This window comes from Streptomyces sp. SID14515, assembly GCF_010548505.1.
GTDB lineage: Bacteria > Actinomycetota > Actinomycetes > Streptomycetales > Streptomycetaceae > Streptomyces > Streptomyces caviscabies.
Map to the genome: position 1 here is coordinate 1 of NZ_JAAGMH010000126.1, position 13,832 is coordinate 13,832.

At 73.4% G+C, this 13,832-nt stretch carries 8 protein-coding genes; 2 read left to right on the plus strand and 6 right to left on the minus strand.

The window, feature by feature from the left end; all coding sequences use genetic code 11:
• Positions 1 to 632: type VII secretion integral membrane protein EccD (eccD, locus tag G3I54_RS30095; protein ID WP_164619122.1), on the minus strand; the 632-nt coding region annotated here is incomplete at its 3' end.
• A 406-nt stretch (positions 633 to 1,038) separates the two neighbouring features.
• Here eccD and eccCa point away from each other — a divergent pair.
• Positions 1,039 to 5,061 carry a type VII secretion protein EccCa gene (gene eccCa / locus G3I54_RS30100; protein ID WP_239144651.1) on the plus strand — a complete coding sequence of 1,341 codons (4,023 nt, stop codon included), beginning with the start codon at positions 1,039 to 1,041 and terminating at the stop codon, positions 5,059 to 5,061.
• Between the two features lie 64 nt (positions 5,062 to 5,125).
• Here the strand turns inward: eccCa and G3I54_RS30105 are convergent, their stop codons facing one another.
• The 4 genes from G3I54_RS30105 to G3I54_RS30120 form a co-directional block, all read right to left on the minus strand.
• Entirely contained in the window at positions 5,126 to 6,424 is a 1,299-nt protein-coding gene (locus G3I54_RS30105) for a S8 family serine peptidase (protein ID WP_164619124.1), read from the minus strand.
• On the minus strand, positions 6,421 to 9,732 hold the full coding sequence (locus G3I54_RS30110; RefSeq protein ID WP_164619126.1) for a right-handed parallel beta-helix repeat-containing protein: 3,312 nt from the start codon (positions 9,730 to 9,732) through the stop codon (positions 6,421 to 6,423). Before G3I54_RS30110 ends, G3I54_RS30105 begins: the two co-directional genes overlap by 4 nt.
• A gap of 148 nt (positions 9,733 to 9,880) precedes the next feature.
• A complete protein-coding gene (locus G3I54_RS30115; RefSeq protein WP_164619128.1) occupies positions 9,881 to 11,203 on the minus strand; it encodes a ricin-type beta-trefoil lectin domain protein in 1,323 nt (440 codons plus the stop codon).
• A complete protein-coding gene (locus tag G3I54_RS30120; protein WP_343240468.1) occupies positions 11,200 to 11,811 on the minus strand; it encodes a type VII secretion system-associated protein in 612 nt (203 codons plus the stop codon). The genes G3I54_RS30115 and G3I54_RS30120 overlap by 4 nt, the downstream gene beginning before the upstream one ends.
• 372 nt (positions 11,812 to 12,183) lie before the next feature.
• Between G3I54_RS30120 and G3I54_RS30125 the strand changes: the two genes are divergently transcribed.
• Positions 12,184 to 13,194: a mannose-binding protein gene (locus tag G3I54_RS30125; protein ID WP_164619131.1), complete on the plus strand. Its 1,011-nt coding sequence runs from the start codon at positions 12,184 to 12,186 to the stop codon at positions 13,192 to 13,194.
• A 116-nt stretch (positions 13,195 to 13,310) separates the two neighbouring features.
• Here the strand turns inward: G3I54_RS30125 and G3I54_RS30130 are convergent, their stop codons facing one another.
• Positions 13,311 to 13,730, minus strand: a complete 420-nt coding sequence (locus G3I54_RS30130) for an FKBP-type peptidyl-prolyl cis-trans isomerase (RefSeq protein ID WP_164619132.1) — start codon at positions 13,728 to 13,730, stop codon at positions 13,311 to 13,313.
• Between the last annotated feature and the right edge of the window lie 102 nt (positions 13,731 to 13,832).

The window sequence follows — 13,832 nt, forward strand, 5'->3', positions numbered from 1 at the left end:
GCGACCCGCGCCGCGTCGGGGCCGGTCAGGTCGCCGCCGGGCAGCACCCAGCCGACCAGGGCGAAGCACGGGGCGACCAGCAGGCCGAGCGCGGTCGCGGAGAGCCGGTCGCCGACCGCCCGGCTGGCGGAGCCCGCACCGGCGAGCAGCAGCAGTCCGGCGACGGCCGCGAGGGCGGCCCGGGTCGAACCGGAAGCGTTCACCCCGGGCCGGAACACCAGCACCAGAGCGGCTGCCACGGTCGCCACGGCGGTGCCCACCAGCAGGCCCCGGGCCGCCCCGGCGCTCCAGGTGTGCAGCCGGCGGCCCACCGTCTCGGCGATCCCGTCCACCAGGTCGTCGAGCCGCGCCTCGGGCAGCGCCTCGGTGTGCGGGCGCAGATGGAGCACCGTGCCGTCGGCGAGACCGGCGCGGGCCAGGGTGGTCTCCTCGTCGAGCGGGGCGTCGCCGAGCCGCTGGAGCACCCAGCCGGCGTGGTCGAGCCCGGCCTCCTCGGCCTCCTCACCGACGTACCGCAGGAGGGTGGGGAGCAGATCGGCGACCGGTACGTCGGCGGGCACGGCCAGATCGATGGTGACGCTCGGCGCACGTACGGTCAGGCGGCACGTTTCGGCCACCGCACTGTCGGTCATCAGCAGAACTCTCGTCTTCCGTGCAGGCTTTGACAGAGGACTTCCCCGGCAGAGGGAATGTGCGAACAGTACGGATAGGTCCGCGCGGCGGTGAACCCGGGGGCCGGGCAGGGAAATTGTGCCCGCACATCCGGCAGCCGCCACTCCCGCGTGGACAGGTCGTGTTCCGTGAATGCAGACTACTGCCTGCGGCCACCGGTCGTACCGCGGACCGGTCCTCGAATCCGGCAGGCGCTTGCCCATCACGGAAGTTGACCGTCTCCCGCTATCCGCTCGAAACATTCACCCGGCGTTCATCGGGGCACGTACGGCCCGGAGAATCAGCCTGGTGCGGTCTTTCCCCCTGCCGGGTACCCGCCGGTATTCGGTACGGGCCGGAAAGTCAGTGAACCGGAGGTTCTGTTCCTTGAGTGTCGTGCTGTTTCGCCGCCCGGCCCGCAGGCGCGGGCCGGAGATGCCCGAGGGGCAGTTGACCCTCCAGGAGCCGCCGGTCCTCGCCGAGACGGTGCCCGACACCTCGGCGGTGTGGACCTATCTGCCGATGGCGCTGATGTCGGTGTCGATGATGCTGATGTTCCTGCGCCCCGGCGGCGGGAACGGCGTCTTCATGTATCTGGCGATGGGCGTCATGGCGCTCTCCGCCGGAGCCATGCTGCTCGGGCAGCTGATGCGCCGCTCCAGCGAGCGCAAGCAGCGGCTGAAGGGCGAACGCCGCGACTACCTGCGCTACTTGGCCCAGACCCGCAAGCGGGTACGGACCACCATCGCGGAGCAGCAGCGGGCGCTCGCCTGGCGCCACCCCGAGCCCGCCTCGCTCCGCTCGCTGGCCCGCACCTCCCGGCTGTGGGAGCGCCGCCCGGCCGACGAGGACTTCGGCGAGGTCCGTCTCGCGGTCGGCGAGCAGCAGCTCGCCCTCACCCTCAACCCGGTCTCCACCCGTCCGGTCGAGGACCTCGAACCCCTCTGCGCGCACGCCCTGCGCCGCTTCATCCGCGCCTACTCCACCATCCCCGAGCAGCCGCTCGGCCTCTACCTCCGCTCCTCGGCCCGGATCCTGCTGCGCCCGGAGGGCGCGGACGGCGAGGAGGCGGCGGCTCCGGGCGAGAGCGGCGGCGGGGGCGACGACAGTGATGCCGTACGCGCCCTCGTGCGGGCCGTGGTCGGGCAGCTGGCGGTGTTCCACGCGCCCGAGGAGCTGTGGATCGCCCTCTGTGTCAGCGACGAGCGGCGGACCGACTGGGAGTGGGTCAAGTGGCTGCCGCACGTGCTGGATCCGCACGAGGAGGACGGCGCGGGGCAGGCCCGCCGGATCACCGCCGACCTCGCCGAGCTGGACGATCTGCTCGGCGCCGAGTTCGCCGAGCGCCCCGGCTTCGACCCGGACGCCCGCCCCGGCCGTGACGAGCCGTACACGGTCGTCGTGCTGGACGGCGTCAGCGTCCCGGAGGGCCACCGCTGGGAGGGCCACGGCTACCGCAACGCCCTGATCCTCGATGTCTCCGGGGCGCTGCGCTGGCGGCCCGGCCGCAACACGCTGCGGCTGACGGTGGGGCCGGACCGGGTGAGCCTGGTGCGCACCGACCGGAGCCGCAAGGAGCGCTCGGTGCCGCTCGGCCGCCCCGACCGGCTCGGCCCGCTCGGCGCGGAGTCGCTGGCCCGGCTGCTCACCCCGCGCCGGATGAGCCTGGGCACCGATATCGCGCAGCCGCTGGACACCGACGTCGAGCTGACCACCCTGCTCGGCATCCCCGACCTGCACCGGCACGATCCGCAGACCCTGTTCGACCGGCACTCCGGCTCCGGCCGGCTGCGGGTGCCGATCGCGGTCGGTGTGGACGGCCGCCCGGTCGAGCTCGACATCAAGGAGTCGGCCCAGGGCGGCATGGGCCCGCACGGCATGCTCATCGGCGCCACCGGCTCCGGCAAGAGCGAGCTCCTGCGCACCCTCGTCCTCGGCCTCGCGCTGACCAACTCCTCCGAGACGCTCAACTTCGTCCTGGTCGACTTCAAGGGCGGCGCCACCTTCCTCGGCCTGGAGGAACTCCCGCACACCTCAGCCGTGATCACCAACCTGGCCGACGAAGTCGCCCTGGTGGAACGCATGCAGGACGCCCTGCACGGCGAACTGATCCGTCGCCAGGAGCTGCTGCGCTCGGCGGGCAACTACACCTCGGCGCTGGAGTACGAGCGGGCCCGCGCCGCCGGAGCCGACCTCGCGCCGCTGCCCAGTCTCTTCGTGGTGGTCGACGAGTTCAGCGAACTGCTCTCCACGCACCGGGAGTTCATGGAGCTGTTCGTGATGATCGGCCGCCTGGGCCGCTCGCTGGGCGTGCATCTGCTGCTCGCCTCCCAGCGCCTGGACGAGGGGCGCATGCACCAGCTGGAGAGCCACCTCTCGTACCGCATAGGCCTGCGGACGTTCTCCGCGATGGAGAGCCGCGGTGTGCTCGGGGTGCCGGACGCCTACGAGCTGCCCGCCGCGCCCGGCAGCGGCTATCTGAAGTCCGGGGTGGAGGCCCTGACCCGGTTCCGCGCCGCGTACTCCTCGGGGACGTACCGGCGTCGGACGGGTGCGGTGGTGCAGGCCCGGGTGGCGAGCCAGGTGGTGCCGTGGACCAGCGGCTGGGTGGTGCCGCGCACGCTGGAGGCCGCGCCCGAGCCGGAGCCTTCGAGCGAGGAGGACGAGGAGGCGCTGCTGGAGGTGGCGCTGGACCGGCTGCGCGGCTCCGGGCCCGCCGCCCACCAGGTGTGGCTGCCGCCGCTGGACGAGCCGTCGCCGCTGGACGCCCTGCTGCCCGGCATCGCGCCGGACGAGGAGCGCGGTCTCGTCGCCGCGGGCTGGCCGGGCGCCGGGAAGCTGCGGGTCCCGGTCGGCCTGGTGGACAAGCCCTTCGAGCAGCGGCGCGACCCGCTGATCGTGGACCTCTCCGGGGCGGGCGGCCATGTCGCCGTCGCGGGAGGTTCGCAGAGCGGCAAGTCCACGCTCGCCCGGACGCTCATCGCGGCCCTCGCACTCACCCACACCCCGGCCGAAGTCCAGTTCTACTGCCTGGACTTCGGCGGCGGCGGTCTCTCGCAACTCGCCGCCCTGCCGCATGTCGGCGGGGTCGCGGCGCGGCTCAACCCGGAGCGGGTGCACCGGGCCGTCGCCGAGGTGATGACGCTCCTGGCCCGCCGCGAGCAGTTCTTCGTGGACCACACGCTGGACTCCATGCAGTCCTACCGCCGCCGCAGGGCCGCCGGGGAGTTCCCCGACGAGCCGTTCGGCGATGTGTTCATGGTGGTCGACGGCTGGTCCACGGTCCGCCAGGACTACGACGACCTGATCCCGAAGTTCAACGAACTCGCCGCCCGCGGCCTCAACTACGGCATCCACCTGATCATCACCACCACCCGCTGGGTGGAGCTGTCCGCGCAGGTCCGCGACCAGGCCGCCACCCGGCTGGAGCTGCGGATGGGTGACCCGATGGACTCCGAGATCGACACCCGTAAGGCCCGTTCGGTGCCGCGCACCGGTGGCCGGGGCATCACCGCCGACAGCAAGATGCACTTCCTCGCGGGCCTGCCCCGCCTGGACGGCAGCGGCTCCTTGGAGGACCTCGGCGAGGGCGTGGCCCATCTGGTCGCGGAGATCTCCCGGCACTGGTCCGGCCCGCCCGCCCCGCAGGTCCGGATGCTGCCGCACCGCCTCCCGCTCGCCGAACTCCCGGCCCCCGAGGCCACGGAGGGCGGCGGCATGCGCCTCGCGCTCGGCCTCGACCAGGACGCTCTGGAGCCGGTCTGGCACGACTTCAGCCGGACTCCGCACCTGATCGCGGTCGGTGACACGGAGAGCGGCAAGACCAATCTGCTGCGCCTGATCACCCAGGGCATCACCACCCGGTACGCCCCCGAGGAGGCGAAGATCATCGCGGTGGACTACCGCCGCACCCTGGTCGACGCCATCCCCGAGGAGTACCGCATCGGGCACGTCATCTCGCTGGACAACCTCAACGAGACCATCGAGGGCGCGGCCCGGGCGATGAAGACCCGCATCCCCGGGGCGGACATCGCCCCGGCCCGGATGCGCCGGTGCGACTGGTGGACCGGACCGCGTCTGTTCATCCTGGTCGACGACTACGACATGGTCTCCGGGAACTCCTTCCAGAGCCCCTTCGAGCCGATCTTCGAGAATCTGACGCTCGGCTTCGAGATGGGCCTGCATGTGATCGTCGCCCGCAGCGCCATGGGCGCGGGCCGTGGCCTGAGCGACGGCCTCATCCGCCGCCTGGACGAGGCCAACAATCCGGCCGTCCTGCTCTCCTGCCCGCCCACGGAGGGCCGTCTCTTCGGCAACGCGAAGCCGCTGAACCTGCCGCCCGGCCGGGCCCTGCACATCGCGCGCCGCAAGCCGCGGCTGATGCAGACGGCGTTGGTGGAGGAGGGCTGAGCGTACGGAACGGACAGAGGCGCCCTCCCGCGGAACTTCTCCGCGGGAGGGCGCCTCTGTCCGTTCAGCCCTTGCCCGGCGTGCCCGCTCCCGCCGGACGCCAGCCCCGGGCGCGCGCCCGTGAGAGGGCGAAGCCGGCCCAGAGGACCGCGAGGACACCGGCCGTGCCGAGGAGCACGAAGAGGGTGGCGCGGCCGGTGGCCCGGTCGGTGCCGGAGGTGTCGCGTACGGCCACGGGTTCGGCGGCGCGCTCCGCACCGGCGGCCGGCGCGGCGGAGTCGCCGAGGACGGTGGTGACGGCGGCGTAGGCGTCCAGCTGGGGGAGGTCGGCGGGGTACGCGGTGGCGGTCAGCCTGCGGGTCACCGCGTCGGCCGAGTCCTCGGGGTGGGTGGCGCGGACGACCGCCGCGGCCCCGGCGGTGTACGCGGTGGCCACCCCCACGCCTCCCCCGAGGTAGTGCCCTCTCCCGCGCGGGCCGCCGGAGACCACCCCGGCGCCGGGGGCGGCCAGGTCGACGGTGCCGGTGGGCAGCGCGCCGTCCGGGCGGGCGCCGACGGGCAGCATGTCGGCGACCGCGAGGACACCGGGTTCTCCGGCGGGCCAGTAGGTACGGGAGGGGATCTCGTCGGCGGAGCCGCGCGACGGCGAGTCCGGGGTGGCCGCGGCGACGACCACCGCGCCCGCCTTCCTGGCCTCGGCGACGGCACGGGTCAGCGCCTTGTCCCGGCGCGGCAGGGCCACCGCGACCGCGATCACGCCGGCCCGGGCGGCGGTCGCCTCGCGCACGGCCGCCGCGACCAGGGCCGGGTCCGGCTGCCCGCGCCGGTCGGTGCCGCGCAGGGCCAGGATCTTCGCGCCGGGGGCGACGCCGGCCAGCCTCGGGGTGTTCCCGCCGGTCCCGGCGATCAGCCCGGCCAGGAACGTACCGTGTCCGACGCAGTCGTCGGCGGCCTCGCCCTCGGCGGTGACCCGGCCGTCAAGCCCGGTGGCGTCGGGGTCGACCCCGGTGGAGATCAGCGCGACGGTGACGCCCGCCCCGGTGGAGTGCCGGTGCAGCCGGTCCAGGTCGAGGCGCTGACGCGACCAGTCCTGCTTCTTCGCCTTCTCCTCGGAGGCGGGGGTGCAGACCACCTCCTCGGCCCGTGGGTCGAGCGCGGAGGGCATGCCGGGCAGCTCCTGGCCCTTCTTCCCGTCGGCCGTGGGAAGCCCGTCGGCCGCGGAGAGTCCGTCGATCGCGGGCAGGGCCATCGGTGTACGGGCGAGGGGCGCGGCCTGGGCGGTCACGGCCACGGGCAGCATCAGGGCGGCGGCGAGCCCGGCGCCGTACAGCAGGCGGGTCGTGCCCCGGGCGGGCGGCCTCATCGGGGGACCGCCTTCGGAGTCACGGCCGTCACGTCCGCCGGGAGGAGGATGCGCAGGTCGTCCAGGGTGGGCGCGGCCAGCGAACTGAGCCTGCCCGCCTGGCGGGTGACCATCGACTCGACGACCTGGCGGGCCAGGCGGGCGTTGCCGAAGGACCGGTCGCGGGGCACCGCGTCGAAGTACTCCTTGAGCAGGGGGCCGGTGCCGGGACCGCACTCGTACCCCATGGCCGCGGCCTGGGCGCGCACGATGGTGACCAGTTCCTCGGAGGAGTAGTCGGCGAAGGCGATCCGGCGCGGGAAGCGGGAGGAGAGGCCGGGGTTGGAGGCGAGGAAGCGCTCCATCTCGTCGGTGTAGCCGGCGACGATGACGACGACCTCGTCGCGGTGGTCCTCCATCAGCTTCAGCAGGGTGTCCACCGCCTCCTGACCGAAGTCGGCGCCGCCGCCGCGCGGGGTGAGGGTGTACGCCTCGTCGATGAACAGCACACCGCCACGGGCCCGTTCGAAGACCTCGCGGGTCAACTGGGCGGTGTGGCCGATGTAGCGGCCCACCAGGTCGGCGCGGGCCGCCTCGACCAACTGGCCGCGTTCCAGGACGCCGAGCTGCGTCAGCACCTCCCCGTAGAGGCGGGCGACCGTGGTCTTGCCGGTGCCGGGCGGGCCGGTGAAGACCAGATGGTTACTGAGCGAGGGGACCGGCAGCCCGGCGGCGGCGCGGTGCCGGGCGGTGGTGATCAGGTTGACCAGGTCGGCCACCTCGCGCTTCACCTCGGCCAGGCCGATCATGTCGCCGAGGCGGGTGAGCGGGTCGTCGGCCGGTGCGGCGGTCTCGGCGGCCGACGCGGCGGCGGTGGCAGAGACGTCGTCGGGCAACAGCAGCCGCAGATCGCGCTCGCCGACCTGTGCCTGGGCGGAGAGCCGGACCGCCTGCCGGTCCACCATCTCCTCGAACACCCCGCGCGCGGCACGGCCGTTGCCGAATCCGGCGTCCCGGTCCATCGCCGCGAAGTGCGCGGCCAGCGCTTCCGCGGTGCCCTCACCCAGCTCGTACTGATGCTGGGCGCACATGCTCTCCATGATCGCGACCAGGTCGGGCACCGAGTAGTTCTCGAACTCGACGGTCCGCGAGAAGCGGGACGCCAGGCCCGGGTTGGAGCCGAGGAAGGAGTCCATCTCGCGGGAGTAGCCGGCCGCGACGACCACCACGTCGTCGCGGTGGTCCTCCATGAGCTTCAGCAGGGTGTCCACCGCCTCGCGGCCGAAGTCGGCGCCACCGTTGCCGCTGTCCGAGGTGAGGGTGTACGCCTCGTCGATGAACAGCACGCCGCCCAGGGCCCGTTGGAAGGTCTCGGAGGTCTTGATCGCGGTGCCGCCGACGACCTGGGCGACCAGGTCGGCACGGGAGACCTCCACCAGGTGGCCGCTGCGCAGCGAACCCAGCTCCGCCAGGATCGCCCCGTAGAGGCGGGCGACGGTGGTCTTGCCGGTGCCGGGCGGGCCGGCGAAGACGAGGTGTCTGCTCATCGGCGGTGCGGGCATGCCGAGTTGTTCGCGGCGCTGGGCGAGCTGGGTGAGGTTGACCAGGGTGCCCACCTGCTGCTTGACGTTCTCCAGGCCGATCAGCGCGTTGAGGGCGCCGAGGGGTCCGTCCGCACGGTCGGGGGCAGGTCCGTCGGCGGCGCCGGAGCCCGCCGGGTCGGTGTTCTCGGCGCTGCCGCTGCCCCAGGCGTCCCGCTTGCCGTTGCCGACGCTGTTCAGGCCCTCCACGGCGAGCCGTTCGCCGGGGGCGGTCTGCACCAGGCCGCCGCCCTCGTTCTCCCGGGCGGCGCAGTTGACGAGCGAGACGGGGGCGGTGGACTCCACCCGGAAGCCGTCCTGGGCGCCGCCGTTGGCCTCGCAGCCGCTGAGCGAGGCGAGCGCGCCCTCACGCAGCAGGAAGCCGTGCCCCTTGGGGGCGTGCACGGAGGTGCGGTTGGCGGTCAGTTCGCCGCCCGCGGCGACGACCACGCCCTCTTCGCCGGAGACCTCGACGCGGAAGTCGCGGACGGTGACGTTGCCGCCGTCCTCCACGACCAGGCCGCTGGTGGCCGTGTCGGAGACCCCGCCACCGGCCAGGTAGAGCGTGGAGCCGGAGGCCACCCGTACCCCGGCGCCCTTCGGCCGGACGATCTCGCAGTCCTCGACGCGGCCCCGGGCGTCCCGGGAGGCCGCGATGCCGTCACCGGCGGGCTCGACCAGCCGGGCCCGGCGCAGCAGCGGGTTGGCACCGCCGAGCACGGCGACGGCGGGCGAGGAGCCGATCACCTCCAGGCGGTCCAGCTCGGGCGCCGAGTCCTCCTCCAGGAGCAGGCCCGCCCCTTCGCAGTCGCGGACGGTCAGCCCGGTCAGCGCCGGGGAGGAGGCCCCGGCGACGCGCAGCGCCGCGCCCTGCGCGCCGTCCACCCAGCAGTCCTCGAAGGTGCCGCGCGCCCGGTCGGTGACGACGACGCCCTGGCCCCGCACGCGCGAGACGCGGCAGCGGCGCAGTACGGGGTCGGTGCCTCCGGCCAGCGCGATCCCGTTGCCGGAGGCGCCGGTGACGCGGACGTCCTCCAGGGTGGTGCGGCCCGCGCTGCTCAGATGCACGCCGGTGCTGGTGTCGTGCACCACGGTCCGGACGACAGAGACGGCGGAGTCCCCTTCCAGGGCGATGGAGGGCTTGTCGGTGGAGGAGATGTCGCAGTCCTCGACGGTGCCACGGGTCTCGCCATTGGCGAGCAGGCCGTTGCCCCGGGCGCCCCGCACCGTGCAGTCGCGGATGCGCGCCTCGCCCTGTTCGGCGAGGACGATGCCGCTGGTGCCGAGGTGTTCGAGCGTGCAGGACTCGACGGTGGTGGGCGTGGTGGAGGTGACCACGATGCCCGCGCCCTGCGGGTTGCTCACCCGGCACTCCCGCAGCGCGAGGGAGCCGGTCCCGCCGGCCAGCATCGCGGTCCAGGCGGCGCCGACGATCTCACACCCGTCGAACGCGGCCTGCCCGCGCCGTACGTCCACGGCGGGCAGCTCGGAGTCGCCGCCGCGCAGGGTGAGTTCGGAGAGCATGACGGCGTCGGCGCGCAGCGCGATGACGCTGCCCGAACGCGGCCGGATCTCCACCGTGCCCCGCCCCTCGGCGGCGGTGAGGGTGACCCGGGTGTGGATCACCAGGTTCTCCGCGTACGTTCCGGGCCGGACGCTGATGAGCGCACCGGTACGGGCGACGGCGAGCGCCTCGCCGATCGTGGAAAAGCGGTCCTCGGGGCCGACCGACAGTACCTGGCGCGACACGCACCAACCTCCTTGCTACGGCGGCTTCTTCAACGAACGCCCCACGGGGCCGGGGACGTCGGGCCGGCGAGCCGACCGTGTCATCATGCCTCGTCCCCGGTGCGGGCGGGTGCCGGGGAGCGGGGCTCCGGGCACCGAGGCGCTCGGCTCAGACGCTCCACTTCTGGTTGTCGAGGCCCGTGCAGGTCCACAGGATCAGATAGGTCTCCGGGCCCTTGCCCCGGCTGTGGTTCGGGATGTCGACGCACTTGCCGACGACGGTGTTGACCAGGTCGTGGGCGGCGTTCAGGGTGAACTTCTGGGCGGCGGACCCGTTGCACCAGGCGAGCTGGATGCGCGCGCCGTCGTTGAAGTTCGCGTTGGCGACGTCCAGGCACTTGTCCCGGGCCCGGATGGTGCCGTCGGAGGCGAAGCGCAACTTCTGGGCGTCGGCGCCGTTGCAGTCCCACATGAACAGCGGCTGGCCGTCCTTGAAGTTGTGCCCGGGGACGTCGATGCAGCGGCCGGAGAGGTGGCTGCGGAAGGAGACGGGCCCGCTGAGGGTCACGGCGGGCCCGGCCTTGGCGGGCTGGTTCTTCGCGCCGCCGGCCTTCTTCGGCTGTTCCTTGGAGCCGTCGGCTTTCTCCGCCGGGCTCTTGGGGGTCTTTCCGGTGGTGCCGTCCGTCTTCGGGGCGTCCTGGTCCGCGCCCGAGGCGGGGGCGGGGGCCTGCTGCACGGGCTTGGCGGGCTTCTCCGCCTTCCCCTCGTCACCCTTCGTACCGTCGCCCGGGGAGCTGGTCTCGGGCGCGGTCACGGCGAACTCGCCCGGCGCCTCCTGCCCATTCCCGTCGATCACGGTCCCGGCCGCCGCGGCGTTCGTCCGCTTGGGCCCGTCGTCGTCGTTCCCGGCCAGGACGAGGAAAGGCACGGACACGAGCAGCGCGCCCGCGACCGCGGCCCCGGCGAGCACGGCCTTGCCCGGCCGCCCGACGGGCCCGGCCTGCGACTGCGGCCGGTCGATGGCGGTGGCGGTCATGGTCCGTACGAGGGCGGGGAGCCGGCTCTGCGCGGCGGCGGAGGCGTCCGGGTCGGGGGCGGTGGCGGTGGCGGGGTCGACGTCGGGGGTTGCGGAGGGGGCTTCGGAGGTTCGGGAGGGGGCTTCGGAGGCTTCGGACCGGGCCTCGGAGGTTCCGGGCCGGGCTTCGGGGGCCTCGGACTCCGGTCGGGCGGCTGCGGGGCCGGTGGCCTCGCCGGCCGCCTCAGAGCTCTTTTCCTCTCCGGCCTTCTCGCTTTCCGGAGCCTCCGGGGCAGCGGCGGCGGCTGTACCGGGCGCAGCGGCGGCGGTGGGTACTGCGGGTCCGGCAGAGGCAGCGGGTACGACAGGGCCGGCCGGCCCCTCGCTCTGCTTGCTCCCGGCGCTTTCAGCGCGCTCTGCGCCGGACTCCGCGCGAGCCTCCAAGAAGGCGGGGGTCTGCTGGGACGAACGCGTCACGGGGTCCTCCCTGTGGTGTGGGGCCGGAATTCGGCCGAGCTGTGGTCACCCGTCCCGCTCACGGGTCCGAGAAGGCTGTCGGCCGGGACGAGCAGCGGAGCCGAGGCACCGGCGTTGACCATCAGCAGGGCACCGGAGGGCCGCACCGACCTGGCCAACTCCCTGGCGGGAAAGCTGTCATGGTGAAGTGCCGAGGACATGAATTCATGGGTGGGCGAGGTGAACAACAGCACCACCGGCGCCCCGTCCCGCCCGGCGGCCGTGAGCGGCCCGCCGTCCGGCCCGCGTACGACGGTGACCTCCGCCTCCGCGAGAGCCTCCAGCGCCGCTTCCACCGATCCGTACCCGGTGGCGGCGCGCTGGGCCGCCGCGTCCACCGGATCGGTGGGCTCCGGCCACCCGAGAACCCGCGCCGAGGGCCGGTACGCCGGGTTGGCGCGGTACTCCCCGACGCCCCCGTCCTCGTCCGACCGCCACTCCCCCAGCACCGCCCACTCCGGCGGCGTCCGCTCCTCGGCCCACTCCGGGTCGACGATTCCGACCCAGTGCCCCGGCGCCCGCCGGGCGGCGTCCTTCACGGCATCGGGCACCAGGGCGGCGTCGACCACTTCGGCGCCACCGGCACCAGGACCGCCAGGAACACCCAACGGAGCGTCCTGCCCGCCCACTTGCCGCTCTCCGGGCCGTATCTCCACCTGAACTCTTGGCTCCGTACGCAGTCTTGAGCGCCGAACGGCATACGCCCGCCGCCGACGGTGATCAGATCGGGGAGCCATCAGGATGTCATACGAGCACCGCCCACGGGGCTCATCGATGGACCCGTATCGGCCTCCCACGTGCCCGTTTGATGCCCGATCGGAGAACTTTCCGGGACCAGCGAGGCGTGGCAGGACAAAGCGCCGTGAGGAGTTCGGGGCGAGAGACCACCGCGGCCCCCACGACGAGCTACGTTGGGCGCGCCACCGAGGAGGAGTCACCGCATGTCCCCCGAGCACCCCACCCCCGGCGCCACCACCGCGGCAGCCACCGCCCGCGCAGAGGAGTCCGGCTCCCCGCCCTCGCCGGCCACCGCACCGGCGGCACCGACGCAGGTCCCGGCCGCCACCACGACGGCCGGAGAGAAGGCCGCCACCCAGCCGGAGCCCTCGGCAACGACACCGGCATCGACATCGGCATCGGCATCGGCGAAGCCGGCCGAGACGCCGGAGACATCCGAGACGTCCAAGACACCGGAGGCGCCCGAGACCCGGGCAGAGGCCCACGGAGTCGCGGCGGCCATCGGCACGACGCCGGAGACCCGGACCGTCACCGCCGTCGACAAGGGCCGCCCCCGTACACCGATCCTGGCGGGGGCCGCGTTCGTCGGCGCCGCCCTGGTCGCGATACCCGTGCTGCTGATGGGCAGCGCGAACGACGACGAGCCCCGGACCCCGGCCACCACCCCGGTCGCGGGGAGCGCCGACACGGTCCTCAACCCCGAATCGGCCCCGGCGGCCATGGACGACTACGTGGCGGTGAAGCCCACGCCGTCCGCGACGGAACAGAAGAAGATCGCCGCGCCGAAGGCCGTTCCCGCACCCGTGCCCACACCCGCACCGCGGACGAGCGCTCCCGCCGAGAAGCCGAAGGCCTCACCGAAGCCGAAGCCCAAGGCGGCCCCGAAGCCGAACTGGGGCACCCAGACGGTCTCCGCGACCAGCTCCATCGGGGTCGGCCAGTCCTGGGCCACCAACCGCATCCGGATGACGATGCAGCAGGACGGCAACCTGGTCGTCTACAACGAGCAGAACAAGCCGATCTGGGCCGCGATGACCTTCGGCGAGAACCACCGGGCGATCTTCCAGCCGGACGGCAACCTGGTCATCCACAACGGCGACGACCGACCCATCTGGGCCTCCAAGACCCATGATTTCGGCGGTGCCCAGATGGTCCTGAGGCCCGACGCCAAGGTGGTCATCGTGCACAACGGCAGGGTGGTCTGGTCGACCTGACCGGCGCGGAGTGCGCCCGGGCCTCAGCGGAAGGCCGGCAACGGGGGCAGGCAACGGTGCCGGGCCGACGTACCTACGGGAGCCCGCTACCCGCCCGGTCGCCGACAGCGCCGGTTTCAGGCCGTGCCGGTCGAGCCGGGCCTCGCTCCGGCGGGCCCGCCCACCACCGTGAGCAGGTCCACGACGAAGATCAGCGTCGAGTTCGCCGGGATCGCCGAAGAGGGCGACTGCTTGCCGTAGCCGAGACGCGGAGGAACGACGATCTCGCGCCGCCCGCCGACCGCCATCCCCCTGACACCCCGGTCCAAGCCCTTGATGACCCTGCCACCGCCCACGGCGAACTTGAACGGCCGGCCCTGCTCCCAGGAGGAGTCGAACTCCTTACCCGACGCGAACGTAACGCCTACATAGTGAATCTGGACCACCCTGCCCGCCTGCGCCTCGGGCCCCTCCCCGACCACCAGGTCCCGGACCGTCAGCTCGGTGGGCGCGGCACCCTCCGGAACCTCGACCCCGGGCTTCGCCAGTTCACTCATCACGACCCCATCACTCGCCACCGGAACCCCTGGTACGGGCCGACCGGACACATGGACATTCCACGCAGCAGACGATCACGCTACCGGCATGGCACACGCTCC